Genomic DNA, 16,255 nt, shown 5'->3' with positions numbered 1-16,255 from the left:
AGATCTGCGCTACTGGTGTCGCTGCCCCAGCCGCAACCCACCCCCCCCCCCTCCCCCCCCCCCCCCCCCCCCCCCCCCCCCCCCCCCCCCCCCCCGCCGCGTCCCCCGACGGCAGGCGTCACGGTCCGAGGGCGTTCCGGCAATGACGGGCCGTCAGGACTGCCTGTGTCCGGCAGTGATCTCCGGTCCGGGACGGTGAAAGGATGTTCGGGACGGCAGTCGCCGTCTTCCGTGAAAGCCCTTACCGAACAGGCAGGTTCACGCATGAGACTGACCCGCGGTGTTCTGGCGGTGGCCGCCGCCGCGCTCACGCCGGCCCTCCTTCTCACCGGTCCGGCGTTCGCCGCGGACTCGGCGCCGGCTCCCGTCGCCGTCACGGCGTCGGCCGCCGCGGACGACCCCGGTACGCCGGTGGACGAGATGTCGGAGGAGGAGCTGCGTGCCGCCATCGCCCGCGTCCTGGCCGACCCGGACTCCGGCAGGGGCGTCGAGCGGGAGGCGAACGAGGCCCTCGACGGCACCGTGGAGGACATGCGCGAGTTCCTCAGGACCGGTTACCGGCTCGCGCAGTTCGAGGACGACCGGGTCGCCATCTTCACCATCCTCGGCAAGCCCGACTCCGGCAAGGGCGTCATACGCGAAGCCACCGAAGCCCTCGAAGCAGGCACCCCGGAAGCCGCCCGCGCCTTCCTCGAAACCGGCTACCGCCTCGCCCGGTACGAGGACGACAAGGTCACCCTCTTCACCATCCTCGGCAAGCCCTACGCCGGAAAGCGCGTCAAGCAGGAGATCTACGCACTCCTCGACGCGCCCACCCCCGAAAAGCTCCGCACCTGGCTGGAGACCGGCTACCGGCTCGCGCAGGCCGAGGACGACCGCGTGGCCGTCGCGCGGATGCTGGCCGATGCGGACATCAGCGACGCCCTCCGCGCGGCCGCGGAAGAGGTCATCGACGGTACGCCGGAGGAGCTGCGGTACTTCCTGGAGACCGGCCGGTACGAGGTGGACGAGTAGGACACCTCCGCCCGGCCGCTCGCACGAGCGGCCGGGCGGACGACAGCCGTCAGTGGAAGAAGTGGCGCGTGCCCGTGAAGTACATCGTCACGCCCGCCTTCTTCGCGGCCTCGACGACCAGCTCGTCGCGGACCGAACCGCCGGGCTGGACCACGGCCTTCACGCCGGCCTCGGTGAGGATCTCCAGGCCGTCGGGGAACGGGAAGAACGCGTCCGAGGCGGCGTAGGAACCGGCCGCGCGCTCGGCACCCGCCCGCTCCACCGCCAGCTTCGCGGAGTCGACGCGGTTGACCTGGCCCATGCCGACGCCGACGGAGGCGCCGTCCTTGGCGAGCAGGATCGCGTTGGACTTCACCGCGCGGCACGCCTTCCAGGCGAAGGCGAGGTCGGCCAGCTCCGCCTCGGTCAGGGCCTCGCCGGTGGCCAGCGTCCAGGTGGCGGGGTCGTCGCCGTCGGCCTGGAGGCGGTCGGTGACCTGGAGCAGGGCCCCGCCGTCGATCGGCTTGACCTCGACCGGGGCGGACGGGGCCTCGGGGGCGCGCAGGACGCGGATGTTCTTCTTCTTGGTGAGGGCGTCGAGGGCGCCCTCCTCGTAGTCCGGCGCGACGATGACCTCGGTGAAGATCTCCGCGACCTGCTCGGCCATCTCCTTGGACACCGGGCGGTTGACCGCGATCACACCGCCGAACGCCGACAGCGGGTCGCAGGCGTGCGCCTTGCGGTGCGCCTCGGCGACGTCCGCGCCGGTCGCGATGCCGCAGGGGTTGGCGTGCTTGATGATCGCGACGGCCGGCCCGTCGTGGTCGTACGCGGCACGGAGGGCGGCGTCCGTGTCCGTGTAGTTGTTGTACGACATCTCCTTGCCGTGCAGCTGCTCGGCCTCGGCGAGGCCGCCCGTGCCCGAGACGTAGAGGGCGGCCGGCTGGTGCGGGTTCTCGCCGTAGCGCAGGGTGTTCTTGCGCTCCCAGGTGGCGCCGAGGAAGTCCGGGAACCGCGACTCGTCCACGGGCGCGTACTCGGAGGCGAACCAGGAGGCCACCGCCACGTCGTACGCGGCCGTGTGCCGGAATGCCTCCGCGGCGAGCCGCTTGCGGGTGGTGAGGTCGAAGCCGCCGTCCTGGACCGCGGCGAGGACGTCGCCGTAGCGGGCGGGGCTGGTCACGACGGCGACCGAGGGGTGGTTCTTGGCTGCGGCGCGCACCATCGACGGGCCGCCGATGTCGATCTGCTCCACGCACTCGTCGGGCGTGGCGCCCGAGGCGACGGTCTCGCGGAACGGGTAGAGGTTCACGACGACGAGGTCGAACGGCTCCACGCCCAGCTCGGCGAGCTGCCGCCGGTGGTCCTCCAGTCGCAGGTCGGCGAGGATGCCGGCGTGGACCTTCGGGTGGAGGGTCTTGACGCGGCCGTCCAGGCACTCGGGGAAGCCGGTGAGCTCCTCGACCTTGGTGACGGGGACGCCCGCGGCGGCGATCCTCGCGGCGGTGGACCCGGTGGAGACGAGCTCCACGCCGGCCTCGTGCAGGCCGCGCGCGAGGTCCTCGAGGCCGGTCTTGTCGTAGACGGAGACGAGCGCCCGTCGGATGGCCCGCTTGTTGCTCTCGGCGGTCACTGGATAACTACCTTTCGTCCCTCAATGCGGTAGCCGTTGCGGGCGAGGAGCCCCACGACCTCGACGAGCAGCCTTCGCTCGACGTCCTTGATGCGCTCGTGCAGAGCGCTCTCGTCGTCCTCGTCCCGGACCTCCACCACGCCCTGCGCGATGATCGGCCCGGTGTCGACGCCGTCGTCGACGAAGTGGACGGTGCAGCCGGTGACCTTGGCGCCGTACGCGAGTGCGTCCCGTACGCCGTGGGCTCCGGGGAAACTGGGCAGCAGGGCGGGGTGGGTGTTGACGAACCGCCCGCCGAAGCGCGCGAGGAACTCCTTCCCCACGATCTTCATGAACCCGGCGGACACCACGAGGTCGGGTTCGTGGGCGGCGACGGCCTCGGCGAGCGCCGCGTCCCACTCCTCGCGGGTCGGGTGGTCCTTGACCTTGCACACGAAGGTCGGCAGCCCGGCGCGCTCGGCGCGGGCCAGCCCCTCGATGCCCTCACGGTCGGCGCCGACGGCCACGACCTCGGCCCCGTACGCCTCGGCGCCGGTGGCGGCGATCTCGTCGAGGAGCGCCTGGAGGTTGGTGCCGGATCCGGAGACCAGCACGACGAGACGCCTGGCGCGCTCGGCCACGGGCTTGGCGGCCACGGTGGGGCCCTTTCTCGGGGAGCGTCTGCACGGTCGGCGGCACAGCGCTTTGTGTATTCATACGAATGCTTCGCGCCCCCGGATACGGGGAAGCCTACGAAGCGGCCGACCGTCAGCAACGATACCGGCACACCGGGCGGCCCCCACGGGACGGGGGCGTGGCCGGGAGGTAGCGTCTGGGAGGAGCCGGTCCTGGAACGTCGGGGCGCGTGGGAACGCGAACCGTGCACCGGGCGTTCACAGGATGACGGACCCGGGCAGCGGAGAGCCGACGGGAACGCACCGGTTCACCAGCCCAGTCGTAGTCGAATACGTCGTGCGAGGCGGTCACGCCGGACCACGCCGTGCTTCATTAAGGGGAAGACGCTCACTTGATGCCGGACCGCAGCCTGCGACTTCTCACGTTCCCCCAGCAGTCCGCCCAGGGAGGGCAGCGGGGCGCCGTGCTGCTGCGGGAGCGCCCCGCCTCGCCGCCCGACGCGCCCCGGGGCGAGGGCGGCGACGACGGGCGCCGTGGGGCCCAGGGCTCTCAGGACGACAATCCGTTCGCGCCGCCGCCGGAGGGGACGCCCGACCAGCCCTGGCAGCCGAGGCATCCGTCCGGCGGGGAGGGCGGCGACCGCTCCTCCTGGGGCCGGAACTGGAGCGACCGGCAGCCCGGCCGCTCCCCCGGCGGTTTCGGCGAGCGCCCGCGCGGCCCCGAGGGGCAGGACGGTGGCCCCCAGGGGCCCGGCATGCGCTGGGACCCCACGGACCCGGCCCAGCGCCGTGCGCGCCTCGCCCTGCTGTCCGGCATGTGGGCCTTCTTCTTCGGCCTGTTCAGCTGGCCGTACGTCGCGCTGCTGCTGGGCGCGCTCGCCCTGTACTGGGGCATCAGCGCTCTGCGCGGCAAGCCCCGCGCGCAGGACCCGGACGCCCCGGCGCCCGAGCCGAAGGGCCGCCCGCAGACCACGGCCGCGGTGAGCGGACTGGTCACGGGGTCGCTGGCGCTCGCCCTGGTCGCCGCGTCCTTCACGGCCCAGCTGGTCTACAGCGACTACTACACCTGCACCAACGACGCCCTCACCCAGGAAGCCCGCCAGTCCTGCAGCGATCTCCTCCCGGAGCAGCTCCGCGACCTCCTGGGGGACGACGGCTGACACCCGCCCTCACTCCCGTGCGCCGGACGTGGGGCCCTCCTCACCGGGGGCGGTGACCGCGTCCCGCACGCCGAACGGCATGTCCCAGTCCCACAGGTCGGACGCGGGTTCCCGGGTGCGGTGGAGCAGGTACGGCTCGTCGGGGTCGTCGCGCGGGAGGGGCGGGAGGGTCCTGCCGCGTACGGGCGGCGCCGGCTCCGCCTCCTCCGGGGTGCGGTGGTTCCGTGGCGCACCGGGCTCCGGAGGCCGCTTCCCGGGGATTCGGCGGTCCCGCGACGGCCCGATCCCCAGAAGCCCGCCCCCCGAGCCCCGGCGCTCCCGTGGCGGTCCGGGAGTCAGAAGCCGGCCCTCCGGGGCCCGGCGGTCCCGCGACCACCCGACCCTCGGAAGCCGACTCCCCAAGCCCCGGCGCTCCCGTGACGGTCCAGGTCTCAGAAGCCGGTTCCCCAGGCTCCCACGGTCCCGTGGCGATCCGGGACTCGGGAGCTGTTCCCCCGGGGTCCGGCGGTTCCGTGGTGATCCCGGCTCCGGGAGCCGGTCTCCCGCCTCGCCTCCGGGTGGGCGGCGGCGCCAGGCTCGTACCACCAGGGCCGTGGGGACCGCCACCAGCGTGAGCCAGGCCAGTGCCGCGGCTCCCACCTGCCACCACACCGGGCCGAACCGGGAGAGCGCGGCCACGCCCAGCGGCCCGCCCGCGAGCGCGGCGAGCACGGACAGCAGGGCCGCGCACAGCACGGCCGCCAGTCCCGCCGCACCGACGGTCCGGCCGCCGGTCCAGGCGGGGGCGGGCGCCGGTCCGCTCCGCGCGGCGCCCCGGCCCACGAACCATCCCGTCACCAGTCCGGCCGTCACCGGCAGCGCCGCCGTCACCCAGTTCGGCGCGGTCCCCGCTCCCGTGTCCGGCACCGCCGCGAGCAGCGGGAACGGCGGCAGCGACGGGGCGGACGGGGAGAGCAGGGGGGTCACCTGAGCGCCGGTCCCGAGGAGGAAGCCGGGGCCGAGGGCGTACGCCGCCGCCCACACCGCGGCGTTCGGCGCCAGCGTGACGCAGAGCAGCAGCACCGCCAGCCATCCCGACCAGCCCTCCGTCAGCCGCAGGAACGCCTGCCGGGTCTCCCCTCCGTGCCATCCCAGCGAGACCACGAGGAGCAGCGCCCCGCCGCCGGCCAGTACCGTCGCCCCGGCCGCCGCCGCCCGCGCCACGACTCCGGGACGGCCGTCCGGTCCGAGGACCAGATGGCGTGCGCCCCTCGGCAGCACCGCGCCCAGCACCCGTTCCAGCGGTCCGCTCGGACGGCCGTACGCCGTCCACACCCCCGCGCCCGCGGCCAGTCCGGCGACCAGCGGCACGCACACGACGGTCCCCTCCCACGCCGGCCGCAGCCCGCCGCCCGCACAGTAGAGCGCGGCGGGAGCGCCGACGGCGAGGTAGCCGAGGAGGACGCCCGCCCACGCCGTACGGCCGGGGACGAGCGGGGCCTCGCCGCCGGCGCCGCCCGCGCCGCCCTCCGCCGCGTCGCGGGCCGCCCGGTGCAGCAGCCACACCGGCAGCGCGAGCAGCAGCAGCGGCGGGACGCCCACGGGTGCGGGGACGCCGGAGAGCGTGTCGGTGCGGACCAGTTCGGCGCCGTGGGCGAGCAGCCACAGCGCCGCCGCGATGTGCAGGGCGCCGTCGGGTCCGCTGTCGGGGTAGGGCGAGCTGATCCACAGCAGGATCACGAGGACGGCGAACGCCGCGAGCCCCAGTCCGGCCGCGAGGGCGCCGCCGAGGAGGGCGGGGGCGAGCCCCGGCGAGCGGTCGCGCAGGCGGGTGAGCAGGGCGGCCGGCGTCGTACGGCGAGCTGTCGTCTGGGTCACGTCCGCCATGCTCCCAACGACACGCGCTTTACCGGCGTAACGGGCGAAGCGCGGTTGTGTCGCTCAATATATGTTTATGTACTTTTCTGGACGGAGGGGCGCCCAGTGACACGGAGCCCCGCCACCCCCCTCCCCCCACCCGACGAACGCCGACGCCTGCGCACGGCGGCCTCGCTGACGCGACGTCAGCTCGCGGAACGCGTGGGCGTCCGGCCCGAGACGGTGCGCGCGTGGGAGTCCGGCCGCAGCACACCGCGCGGCCGGAACCGGGAGGCGTACGCGAAGCTGCTGGCCGGCTTGGCGGAAGGGGCCGCCGACGGCGGGACCCGGGAGTCCGCCCCCGTCCGGCAGGAGGAGGCCGCGGCGGTGGTGACGGTGTGCCTGGAGGAACCGGGCGGCGACGGCCGTCTCGGCGCGGTCGCGCCGGAACCCTCCGCGTTCGCGCAGGCGCCCCCGCCGTCGTCCGCCCCCCACCAGGAGTGCCTGACGCCCGCTCAGGCCTTCGACGCCCTGTACTCCTTCTGCGCCCCCGCCCTCGTCCGGCAGGCCTATCTGCTCACCGGCCGCCGCGCACTCGCCCGCGAGTCCGTGGAGCGGGCCTTCCAGCTCGCCTGGGACCGCTGGCCCGAGGTGGCCCGGGACCCGGACCCGGCCGGCTGGGTGCGCGCGGCGGCGTACGAGTGGGCGCTCTCCCCGTGGCACCGGTACCGCCGCCGCCACCGGCAGCCCGAACCGCCGCCCCCCGACGAGGACGACCGGGTGCTCCTGGAGACGCTGCTGCGCCTGCCGCCGCCGTACCGCCGCACGCTCCTGCTGTACGACGGCCTCGGCCTCGGTCTGCCCGAGACGGCGGCGGAGACGGAGGCCAGCACCCGGGCGACGGCCGGCCGGCTGACGTACGCGCGCGAGACCGTCGCCGCCCGGCTCCCGGAACTGTCGGACCCGGACGAGCTGCGCCGGCGGCTGGCCGGGCCGGCCTTCACCGGGCGGCTGCGGGCGGCCGAGCCGCCGGTGGTGCGCGGCGGCAGCGAGCGCCGGGCCCGGTTCTGGACCCGGGCCGCCGTCGCGTTCACGGTCGCGCTGATCGGCTCCACGGCGCTCACCCTGCACACGGCCCCGACCGGCTACGAGCCACCGGTGCCGCCGGGCGAGACGGTGCGGGGCGTTCCGCCGCGGGTGGCGCCCGGGCCCCTCTCGGAGGACGACCGGGAGCTGCGCGACCGGCTGCGGAAGGAGTTGCCGCGGGGACCGGAACGGCTGGCGCCGCAGGCGCGGTGACCCGGTGCGGAGACGACGGTGGGCCCGTCCCCCACTGCGGGGAACGGGCCCACCCGTACGGTGTCGCCCCGCGCCGGTGACCCGGCGGCGGCTCGGCCGTGGTTCAGCTGTGGACCGGCCGTGGCTCAGCCGGCGAGGATCGCGCGCGCCAGCTTCGCCGTCTCGGTCGGGGTCTTGCCGACCTTGACGCCGGCGGCCTCGAGGGCCTCCTTCTTCGCGGCGGCCGTGCCGGAGGAGCCGGAGACGATGGCGCCGGCGTGGCCCATGGTCTTGCCCTCGGGCGCGGTGAAGCCCGCGACGTAGCCGACGACCGGCTTCTTCACGTTCTCCTTGATGAAGGCCGCGGCCCGCTCCTCGGCGTCGCCGCCGATCTCACCGATCATCACGATCAGGTCGGTGTCGGGGTCGGCCTCGAACGCGGCGAGCGCGTCGATGTGCGTGGTGCCGATGACCGGGTCGCCACCGATGCCCACGGCCGAGGAGAAGCCGATGTCACGCAGCTCGTACATCATCTGGTACGTCAGCGTGCCGGACTTCGAGACCAGGCCGATGCGGCCCGGCTTGGTGATGTCGCCCGGGATGATGCCGGCGTTCGACTGGCCGGGGGTGATCAGACCCGGGCAGTTCGGGCCGATGATCCGGGTCTTGTTGCCCTTCTCCACGGCGTACGCGTAGAACGCGGCGGAGTCGTGCACCGCGATGCCCTCGGTGATGACGACCGCGAGCGGGATCTCGGCGTCGATGGCCTCGACGACGGCGGCCTTGGCGAAGGCCGGCGGGACGAAGAGCACGGACACGTTGGCGCCCGTCTTCTCCATCGCCTCGGCGACCGTGCCGAAGACCGGGATCTCGTTGCCGTCGATGTCGACGGACGTGCCGGCCTTGCGCGGGTTCACGCCACCGACGATGTTCGTGCCGTCGGCCAGCATGAGCTTGGTGTGCTTCATGCCCGTGGCACCGGTCATGCCCTGGACGATGACCTTGCTGTCCTTGTTGAGGAAGATAGCCATGGCTGTGTAGTCCCTCGTCCCTTACTTCGCAGCAGCCGCGAGCTCGGCGGCCTTGTCGGCCGCGCCGTCCATGGTGTCCACGCGCTGCACCAGCGGGTGGTTGGCGTCGGAGAGGATCTTGCGACCCAGCTCGGCGTTGTTGCCGTCGAGGCGGACGACGAGGGGCTTGGTGACTTCCTCGCCCTTGTCCGCGAGCAGCTGAAGCGCCTGCACGATGCCGTTGGCGACCTCGTCGCAGGCGGTGATGCCGCCGAAGACGTTGACGAAGACGGACTTGACGTCCGGGTCGCCGAGGATGATCTCCAGGCCGTTCGCCATGACGGCGGCGGACGCACCACCACCGATGTCGAGGAAGTTGGCGGGCTTGACGCCGCCGTGCGCCTCACCGGCGTAGGCGACGACGTCCAGGGTGCTCATGACGAGACCCGCGCCGTTGCCGATGATGCCGACCTCGCCGTCGAGCTTGACGTAGTTGAGGTTCTTCTCCTTGGCGGCCGCCTCGAGCGGGTTGGCCGACGCCTTGTCCTGGAGGGCCTCGTGCTCCGGCTGGCGGAACTCGGCGTTCTCGTCCAGGGAGACCTTGCCGTCCAGGGCGATGACGTCACCGGAGGCGACCTTGGCCAGCGGGTTGACCTCGACGAGGAGCGCGTCCTCGGCGACGAAGGTCTTCCACAGGGTGACCAGGACGTCGGCGACCTTGTCGGCGACCTCCGCCGGGAAGTTCGCGGCCTCGACGATCTCGCGGGCCTTGGCGGGGGTCACACCCTCGTTGGCGTCGATCGGCGTCTTGGCGACGGCCTCGGGGCGGGTGGCCGCCACCTCCTCGATCTCCATGCCGCCCTCGACGGAGGCGATGGAGAGGAAGGTGCGGTTGGCACGGTCGAGGAGGAAGGAGACGTAGTACTCCTCCAGGATCTCCGGGGCCGTCTCGGCGATCATCACCTTGTGGACCGTGTGGCCCTTGATGTCCATGCCGAGGATGTCCGTCGCGCGGGCGACGGCCTCGTCCGGGGTCGCGGCGAGCTTGACGCCGCCGGCCTTGCCGCGACCGCCGACCTTCACCTGGGCCTTGACGACGGACTTGCCACCGAGACGCTCGGTGGCTGCGCGGGCCGCCTCAGGCGTGTCGATGACTTCACCGGCCAGCACCGGTACATCGTGCTTGGCGAAGAGGTCCCTCGCCTGGTACTCGAACAGGTCCACGCGCTTCCGTCCCTATCAGTGATCTCGCGGTTCGTTGGATGCGTGGGCGTGCCGCGAAGGGCAACGTGACGTCCGCTGTGTCACAAGGGAGGCGCACACGGTGTCCGAGCGCGCGGCATGTCCGTCTCGCAGGTTATCGCCGCTTGGGTGGCCTCTCTAAATCGCGGGTCACACGTGAGCGGTGATACCTGTCACATGATGCCTCCATCTCTGGCACGGCGTGCCTGGTGTGAGGGGCCTCACCGGACTGGGGTTGGCCCGGTGAGGCCCTTTGGAACAGCCCGGAGGGGCGGTGAACGCCCTGTTTCCCGGGATGCGGGGTGGCCGGCCCCCACCCCAATGGGGGCCGGCCGCCCCTCCACGAGGTTCCGGCCGGACAGACCGACGGCTTTCGGCTGTCCGGGTCCTGATGCCCCGCGGAGCCTTCGTCGCCCGTGAGTCGGGCACGGGTGGGACACGGAGGGCGCCGGGGCGTGCGGGCTGCCGCGCCGCCCTCGCGCACAGGTGTCCGCGGTGAGGGAGGGGCCGGCCCTAAGCGGGTGAGACCGGAACGTCCCGGTACGGGTCCCGCGTGCCGGTCGCCTCGGCGCGCTCGGCGGCGCCGGGTACGAGCCGGAGCGGCGGCCGGTGATGTGCGGTGACGGCGCAGGCGTCACCGTGGCGCGGCGTGCCGTGGTCCACGGCCGAGCGGCTGCCCGCCGTACCGTCCGGCCGACCGGCGGGAGCGTGCGGTGCGGGGGCCGGGGCGGGGGCACCGGCCCGCACGGCTTCCCGTACGGCGTCCCGCGCGGGTCGGTGTCCGTGGTCGTCGTGCGTCGCGCCGACGGCACGGGACGGCTCCGGGCCGTGGGCGACGGGGCCGGCGACCGGTCCCGGGGCCCCGGACGGTCCGTCCGGCCCCTTCGGCTCGTCCGGGACGTCCTGCACCGGCGCGTCGGGCGGCGGCGCCGAGCTGCCCGGCTGCGGGCCGGGCGTGCTCGGCCCGGGAAGCGGCTGCCCCGGCGCGTCGGGCAGGTGCGGGAGTTCCGGCAGCGGCGCGGGCTGCTCAAGGCCGGGGAGCGTGGGCAGGGCGGGGAGCGTGGGCAGGGCGGGGAGCTCCCCTGGTGTCGCCTCGTCCAGCCGGTCGGCCACCGTTCCGGCCAGTTCCCCGACCGGCCGTACGACCCGCTCGTCCACGGACCGGACCACGGCCCCGGTCAGCGGGCGGATCGGGTCGGCCGCGTCCGGGCGCGGCGCGGTGAGGGCTTCGACGACCGACGCGGGACCGTTGGAGTCCGGGTCGGGCGCGGTGTCCGAGCCGGCCGACACCACGGACCCGACGGTGACGGACCCGACGGTGACGGGCCCGGTGGTGGAGGCCCCGGCGGTGACGGCCCCGGTGGCGGAGACCCCGACGGCGGAGGAGGTTCCCCCGACCGGCCCGCCGTCCGCCGCCCGCGCCCGCTCCCCGCACAGCACGCCGAGCACGAACACCGCGCCCACCAGCAGCGCCAACCGGACCGCACGCCACCCGGCCACCGTGCGCATCGCGCGCAGAGCGGCACCGGGCACGGCTGCTGACCAGGTCAAGGGGGGCGGGTCCTCCCGGGCGGCGGGACGGCTGAAGACACTTCACGGGTCCCTGTAATCGAACAGCGCCGATCCTTGCACGCGACTCCCGAGGTTGCGCAAGCCCTCCGTTACCGATGGGTACTCATGTCCGTTTTCACCGGCCCGAGTTCGCTCCTCATCCCGCGTCCGGTATCGGCAACGGCCGCTTCTCGATCGCCGCCGCCATCACCTCCGGGAACAGATCGGGTGTGCAGGCGAACGCCGGTGCGCCCAGCGCGGCGAGCGCCGCCGCGTGCTCCCTGTCGTACGCGGGCGCCCCCTCGTCGGACAGCGCGAGCAGCGTCACGAACCGCACCCCCGACGCCTGCATCGCCGCCACCCGCTTGAGCATCTCGTCGCGTATCCCCCCTTCGTAGAGGTCGCTGATCAGCACGACCACCGTCTCGGCGGGCCGGGTGATCCGCGACTGGCAGTACGCCAGCGCCCGGTTGATGTCCGTGCCCCCGCCCAACTGCGTGCCGAAGAGCACGTCGACGGGGTCGTCGAGCTGGTCGGTGAGGTCGACGACCGCCGTGTCGAACACGACGAGCCGGGTGTCGATCGACCGCATGGAGGCGAGCACCGCCCCGAACACCGACGCGTACACGACGGACGCGGCCATCGACCCGGACTGGTCGACGCAGAGGACGACCTCCTTCTTCACCGACCGTGAGGCACGCCCGTAGCCGACGAGCCGCTCGGGCACGACCGTCCGGTGCTCCGGGAGGTAGTGCTTGAGGTTGGCGGCGATCGTGCGGTTCCAGTCGATGTCGTGGTGGCGTGGCCGGCTGACGCGGGCGCTGCGGTCGAGGGCGCCGGTGAGGGTGGCCCGGGTGCGGGTGGCGAGCCGCTTCTCCAGGTCCTCGACGACCTTGCGCACGACCGCGCGTGCCGTCTCCTTCGTCGTCTCCGGCATCGCCTTGTTCAGCGACAGCAGTGTGCCGACGAGGTGGACGTCGGCCTCGACGGCCTCCAGCATCTCCGGTTCCAGCAGGAGCGTGGCGAGGCCGAGCCGGTCGATGGCGTCGCGCTGCATGACCTGGACGACGGAGGAGGGGAAGTAGGTCCGGATGTCCCCGAGCCAGCGGGCCACCGAGGGTGCCGACGCGCCGAGCCCCGCCGAACGGTCCCGGCCCGCCTGCGGTTTGTCCCCCTTGCCGTAGAGCGCGGCGAGCGCTCCGTCCATCGCGGCGTCCTGCCCGGACAGCGCGTGTCCGGTCCCGTCGGCCGGGTCCCCGCCGAGCACGAGCCGCCAGCGCCGCAGCCGCTCCCGCGCCGGGTCCGTCGTCGTGGCCGCCTCGCCCTGTGTGTCCGTCATGCCGTCACCCCCGCCGGTTGTCCGTCACGCGCTCCCCCGTCGTCCCCGCCGTTCCCGTCGTCCCCGCCGTTCCCGTCGTCCCCGGTCGGCCCGAGCAGCAGCCGCAGGACCGGCAGCACGGCGTCCGCGCGGGCGGTGTCGGGTTCGGGGGCGAAGCCGGGGGTGCCGGACATCGCGGCCGCCACGCTCCCGCGTGCCCCCGGTCCGCGCCGGACCAGTTCGCCGAGGGTGCGCCGTACCCCCGGCTCGTACGCCGAGAACGTCCGCCGCAGCAGCGGCAGTACGTCCGTGAACGCCTCCGCCGGTACGCCCGTCAGCCAGGTGTCGACCAGCCCGAGCAGCCGCTCGTCGTGGACCAGGAGCAGTCCGCCGCCCGAGCCGCCGCCGACGAAGCCCTCGATCCACGCGGCCGCGTCCGCCGGCGGCGTGCCCGGCGACAGCACGAGCCCCATGAGCCGCGCCGCCTCGTCCTGCGCCAGCTCCCCGTCGTCCAGCAGCAGCCGCACGGACCGCCCCCGTACGACGCCGGGCACGGTGTCGCGTGCGGACAGGGTCCGCAGCACCGACCGCCAGCGGGAGCGCAGCTTCCCGTGGCCCGGTGCGGGGGCGTCGCCGAGGAGGGCCACCGCGCCGTGCACCGCGTCGACATGGCGCCGCATCTCCTCGGCGGCGTCCGCGTCCAGCGCCGCGCAGGCCGGGGGCAGTCCGACGAAGATCCGCTCGGCGAGACCGGCGGCGACCCCGGCCAGTGCCGCGGTGTCGGTGCCGCGCACGTCGCCGTAGCGCAGCGAGCGGACCAGGGCGGGCAGCGCCTGGGCGAGATGGCCTACGTCCGTGTCGAGGGCCGCGCGGTCGGTGAGGATCCGCATCACCGTGGGCAGCGCCTCGGGCAGTGCGGCCAGCAGGCAGCGCTCGGCGAGCCCGGTGACCTCGGCGAGGCCCCGCGCGCCGACGGCGTCCGCCTCCGCCTTGGCGGTCGCGGCGGCGAGCACGGTCGTCCCCCACACCCCGGCCTCGGCGACCCGCACGGACAGCTCGGGCTCCCAGCGCAGCCGCCAGGTCTCCCGGAAGGTCCCCGTGCCGCCGTGCGCGGCGGCCGGTTCTCCCCAGCCGATGCCGAGCAGCCGCAGCCGGTGCAGCAGTCTGCCGCGCTCCGCGTCGGTCTCCTTGCGCAGGTCGAGTTCCAGCTCCCGCTCCCCGGCCTCGGGTTTCAGCCGCAGCCGGCGCTGGATCCGCGCGAGGTCCCGCTGCAACGGCACGGCGGGTGCCGTCGCCGGCACCTCCCCGAGCACGTCGCCGACGACCAGCCGGTCGTGCACCAGTGCCAGCGGCACGTCGGAGCCCTCGCACATCACCGCCCGCACGGCGTCGGTCGTCTCGCTCAGGCCGGGCAGCGGACGTCCGCGCAGCACGGCGAGGGTCTCCGCCAGCCGTACGGCCTCGATGACGTGCGCGGGGGAGACGGTCCGGTCCTCGGCCCGCAGCAGCCCGGCCACCTTGGTCAGCCACCGCTCGACCGGCCGGTCCAGGGCGCCGAACAGATGCCCGTACCAGCCCGGGGAGTCGATGCCCGCGCCGTAGCCGCTCGTCCGGGAGAGTCTGCGGTGGGTCCAGGGCACCCAGGTCATGTCCGTCTTCACCTTGGGCAGCCCTTTCAGCAGGGCGCGGTCGGCGGCGACGGTGGCCTTCCGCCGCAGCGCCGGCACGTGCCAGGCCCCGCAGACCACGGCCACGCCGTCCTCGAACTCCCGCCGCGCCGCCCGGATCCGCAGCCGCATGTGCGCCTCGCGCACGAGGTCCCGCCGGTGTCCCCCGTTTCCGTGCTCCTCCCGCAGCGCGGTCATGGCCTCCTCGAGCGCGGTGAACGACGCCATCGCGTCCCCCTCGCCCACGCCCCGGTGCTCGACGACGTCCTCCCACCACCGCTCGGCGTCGTCGTACCCGGCGGCTTCGGCGAGCGCCCCCAGGGGGTCGGCCCGCACGTCGTCGCCCGCGCCGGGTCCGGGGTCCTCGTCGTCCTCCCAGGCCAGGGTGTGCGTGGCCGGCAGGTCGATGAAACGGGCCGGGACCTTGTGCTCCAGCGCCCAGCGGAGCGCGACCCACTCCGGGGAGAACTCGGCCAGCGGCCAGAAGGCCGAGCGGCCGGGTTCGTCCACCGCGTGGGCGAGCAGCGCGACGGGCGGTCGCATGTCCTCCTCGGCGGCGAGCGGGACCAGCGCGTCCGCCTCCGGCGGGCCCTCGATCAGCACGGCGTCCGGCCGGGCCTCCTCCAGCACCGCCCGCACGGCCCGCGCGGACCCCGGCCCGTGATGCCGCACGCCGAGCAGGAGCGGCCCCGCGGTGTCCGCCTTCCCGCCGTTCATCCACTGACCTCCCGGCAGGCCCGGTAGAAGTCCTTCCAGCCGTCGCGCTCGCGGACCACGGTCTCCAGGTACTCCTGCCAGACGACGCGGTCCGCCGCCGGGTCGCGGACGACCGCGCCGAGGATGCCCGCGGCGACGTCGCCGGCCCGCAGCACGCCGTCGCCGAAGTGGGCGGCGAGTGCCAGCCCGCCCGTGACGACGGAGATCGCCTCGGCGGTCGACAGGGTGCCGCTGGGCGACTTGAGCTTCGTACGGCCGTCGGTGGTGACCCCGTCGCGCAGTTCGCGGAAGACGGTGACGACCCGGCGGATCTCGTCGATGCCGTCGGGCACGGCCGGCAGGTCGAGGGAGCGGCCGATCTGGTCGACCCGGCGCGCGACGATGTCGACCTCCGCCTCCGGGGTCTCCGGCAGCGGCAGCACCACGGTGTTGAAGCGGCGGCGCAGGGCGCTGGACAGGTCGTTGACCCCGCGGTCGCGGTCGTTGGCCGTGGCGATCAGGTTGAAGCCGCGGACCGCCTGCACCTCCTGGCCCAGCTCCGGTATCGGCAGCGTCTTCTCCGACAGGAGGGTGATCAGTGTGTCCTGGACGTCGGCCGGGATGCGGGTCAGCTCCTCGACGCGGGCCGTCATGCCCTCCGCCATGGCCCGCATCACCGGGCTGGGCACGAGGGCGTCGCGGCTGGGGCCGTGGGCGAGCAGCCGGGCGTAGTTCCAGCCGTAGCGGATGGCCTCCTCCGGGGTGCCGGCCGTGCCCTGCACGAGCAGGGTGGAGTCGCCGCTGACCGCGGCGGCCAGGTGCTCGGAGACCCAGGTCTTGGCGGTGCCGGGCACGCCGAGCAGGAGCAGGGCGCGGTCGGTGGCGAGGGTGGTCACCGCGACCTCGACGATGCGGCGCGGACCGATGTACTTCGGCGTGATGACCGTGCCGTCCGGCAGCGTGCCGCCGAGCAGGTAGGTGGCGACGGCCCACGGCGACAGCCGCCAGCGGGCGGGGCGGGGACGGTCGTCCCGCGCCGCCAGCGCGGCGAGTTCGGCGGCGAAGGCGTCCTCGGCGTGCGGGCGCAGCGTCTGCGCGGGCGACGCGGTCGCGGGTACGGCGTTCGCGGGCGCGGAGCCGTCCCGCGTCGGGTCGACGGGCGTCGGTCCAACGGACACAGTCATGGCGGAGTCCCCCTCCAGCTCGGCCGGTTCGGATCTGCCACCAACCGTGCACCACGCCACTGACAATCGCTCT

The 16,255-nt window shown here is 74.3% G+C and carries 12 protein-coding genes; 3 read left to right on the top strand and 9 right to left on the bottom strand.

Translation table 11 applies throughout. The features are described from left to right. The first annotated feature begins 264 nt into the window (after nucleotides 1-264). Nucleotides 265-1,014 (top strand): ALF repeat-containing protein, encoded by a 750-nt coding sequence (locus ACZ62B_RS11810; RefSeq protein WP_468884575.1) that lies wholly within the window; start codon nucleotides 265-267, stop codon nucleotides 1,012-1,014. A gap of 49 nt (nucleotides 1,015-1,063) precedes the next feature. On the opposite strand, the gene purH is transcribed toward ACZ62B_RS11810, so the two are convergent. After that, on the bottom strand, nucleotides 1,064-2,626 hold the full coding sequence (gene purH, locus ACZ62B_RS11805) for a bifunctional phosphoribosylaminoimidazolecarboxamide formyltransferase/IMP cyclohydrolase (RefSeq protein ID WP_468722094.1): 1,563 nt from the start codon (nucleotides 2,624-2,626) through the stop codon (nucleotides 1,064-1,066). Continuing rightward, a complete protein-coding gene (gene purN / locus ACZ62B_RS11800) occupies nucleotides 2,623-3,261 on the bottom strand; it encodes a phosphoribosylglycinamide formyltransferase (RefSeq protein ID WP_073932666.1) in 639 nt (212 codons plus the stop codon). Before purN ends, purH begins: the two co-directional genes overlap by 4 nt. Before the next feature lie 374 nt (nucleotides 3,262-3,635). On the opposite strand from purN, the gene ACZ62B_RS11795 reads away from it, so the two are divergent. Then, nucleotides 3,636-4,400, top strand: a complete 765-nt coding sequence (locus ACZ62B_RS11795) for a hypothetical protein (RefSeq protein ID WP_344557757.1) — start codon at nucleotides 3,636-3,638, stop codon at nucleotides 4,398-4,400. A gap of 9 nt (nucleotides 4,401-4,409) precedes the next feature. Here the strand turns inward: ACZ62B_RS11795 and ACZ62B_RS11790 are convergent, their stop codons facing one another. Next, nucleotides 4,410-6,266, bottom strand: coding sequence for a cell division protein PerM (locus ACZ62B_RS11790; RefSeq protein WP_469690049.1), 1,857 nt, complete (start codon nucleotides 6,264-6,266; stop codon nucleotides 4,410-4,412). A gap of 96 nt (nucleotides 6,267-6,362) precedes the next feature. On the opposite strand from ACZ62B_RS11790, the gene ACZ62B_RS11785 reads away from it, so the two are divergent. Continuing rightward, nucleotides 6,363-7,535 (top strand): helix-turn-helix domain-containing protein, encoded by a 1,173-nt coding sequence (locus ACZ62B_RS11785; RefSeq protein WP_468884582.1) that lies wholly within the window; start codon nucleotides 6,363-6,365, stop codon nucleotides 7,533-7,535. Nucleotides 7,536-7,660: 125 nt separating this feature from the next. Here the strand turns inward: ACZ62B_RS11785 and sucD are convergent, their stop codons facing one another. From sucD to ACZ62B_RS11755, 6 genes are all read right to left on the bottom strand, one after another. Next, a complete protein-coding gene (gene sucD / locus ACZ62B_RS11780) occupies nucleotides 7,661-8,545 on the bottom strand; it encodes a succinate--CoA ligase subunit alpha (protein ID WP_030871259.1) in 885 nt (294 codons plus the stop codon). Nucleotides 8,546-8,566: 21 nt separating this feature from the next. Continuing rightward, nucleotides 8,567-9,748, bottom strand: coding sequence for an ADP-forming succinate--CoA ligase subunit beta (gene sucC / locus ACZ62B_RS11775; RefSeq protein WP_344557764.1), 1,182 nt, complete (start codon nucleotides 9,746-9,748; stop codon nucleotides 8,567-8,569). 531 nt (nucleotides 9,749-10,279) lie between these two features. Continuing rightward, the gene (locus tag ACZ62B_RS11770; protein ID WP_469690046.1) at nucleotides 10,280-11,317 is read right to left on the bottom strand and encodes a hypothetical protein; all 1,038 of its coding nucleotides are present in this window, start codon (nucleotides 11,315-11,317) and stop codon (nucleotides 10,280-10,282) included. Between the two features lie 157 nt (nucleotides 11,318-11,474). Then, nucleotides 11,475-12,656 carry a vWA domain-containing protein gene (locus ACZ62B_RS11765; RefSeq protein WP_469690044.1) on the bottom strand — a complete coding sequence of 394 codons (1,182 nt, stop codon included), beginning with the start codon at nucleotides 12,654-12,656 and terminating at the stop codon, nucleotides 11,475-11,477. Next, nucleotides 12,653-15,019, bottom strand: coding sequence for a DUF5682 family protein (locus ACZ62B_RS11760; RefSeq protein WP_469690042.1), 2,367 nt, complete (start codon nucleotides 15,017-15,019; stop codon nucleotides 12,653-12,655). Before ACZ62B_RS11760 ends, ACZ62B_RS11765 begins: the two co-directional genes overlap by 4 nt. Then, nucleotides 15,016-16,182: an ATP-binding protein gene (locus ACZ62B_RS11755; RefSeq protein ID WP_468886563.1), complete on the bottom strand. Its 1,167-nt coding sequence runs from the start codon at nucleotides 16,180-16,182 to the stop codon at nucleotides 15,016-15,018. Before ACZ62B_RS11755 ends, ACZ62B_RS11760 begins: the two co-directional genes overlap by 4 nt. Between the last annotated feature and the right edge of the window lie 73 nt (nucleotides 16,183-16,255).

This window comes from Streptomyces sp. NPDC053426, from assembly GCF_055585405.1.
The sequence above is the reverse complement of the archived record's forward strand: the minus strand, read 5'-3'. Positions and strand labels throughout refer to the sequence as shown.

What these genes read in the sequence shown, in the direction of transcription:
- ACZ62B_RS11810 (WP_468884575.1), top strand. Translation starts at nt 265, where the DNA reads ATGAGACTGACCCGCGGTGTTCTGGCGGTGGCCGCCGCCGCGCTCACG.
- ACZ62B_RS11765 (WP_469690044.1), bottom strand. Translation starts at nt 12,656, where the DNA reads ATGACGGACACACAGGGCGAGGCGGCCACGACGACGGACCCGGCGCGG.
- ACZ62B_RS11760 (WP_469690042.1), bottom strand. Translation starts at nt 15,019, where the DNA reads ATGAACGGCGGGAAGGCGGACACCGCGGGGCCGCTCCTGCTCGGCGTG.
- ACZ62B_RS11795 (WP_344557757.1), top strand. Translation starts at nt 3,636, where the DNA reads ATGCCGGACCGCAGCCTGCGACTTCTCACGTTCCCCCAGCAGTCCGCC.
- sucD (WP_030871259.1), bottom strand. Translation starts at nt 8,545, where the DNA reads ATGGCTATCTTCCTCAACAAGGACAGCAAGGTCATCGTCCAGGGCATG.
- ACZ62B_RS11755 (WP_468886563.1), bottom strand. Translation starts at nt 16,182, where the DNA reads ATGACTGTGTCCGTTGGACCGACGCCCGTCGACCCGACGCGGGACGGC.
- ACZ62B_RS11790 (WP_469690049.1), bottom strand. Translation starts at nt 6,266, where the DNA reads ATGGCGGACGTGACCCAGACGACAGCTCGCCGTACGACGCCGGCCGCC.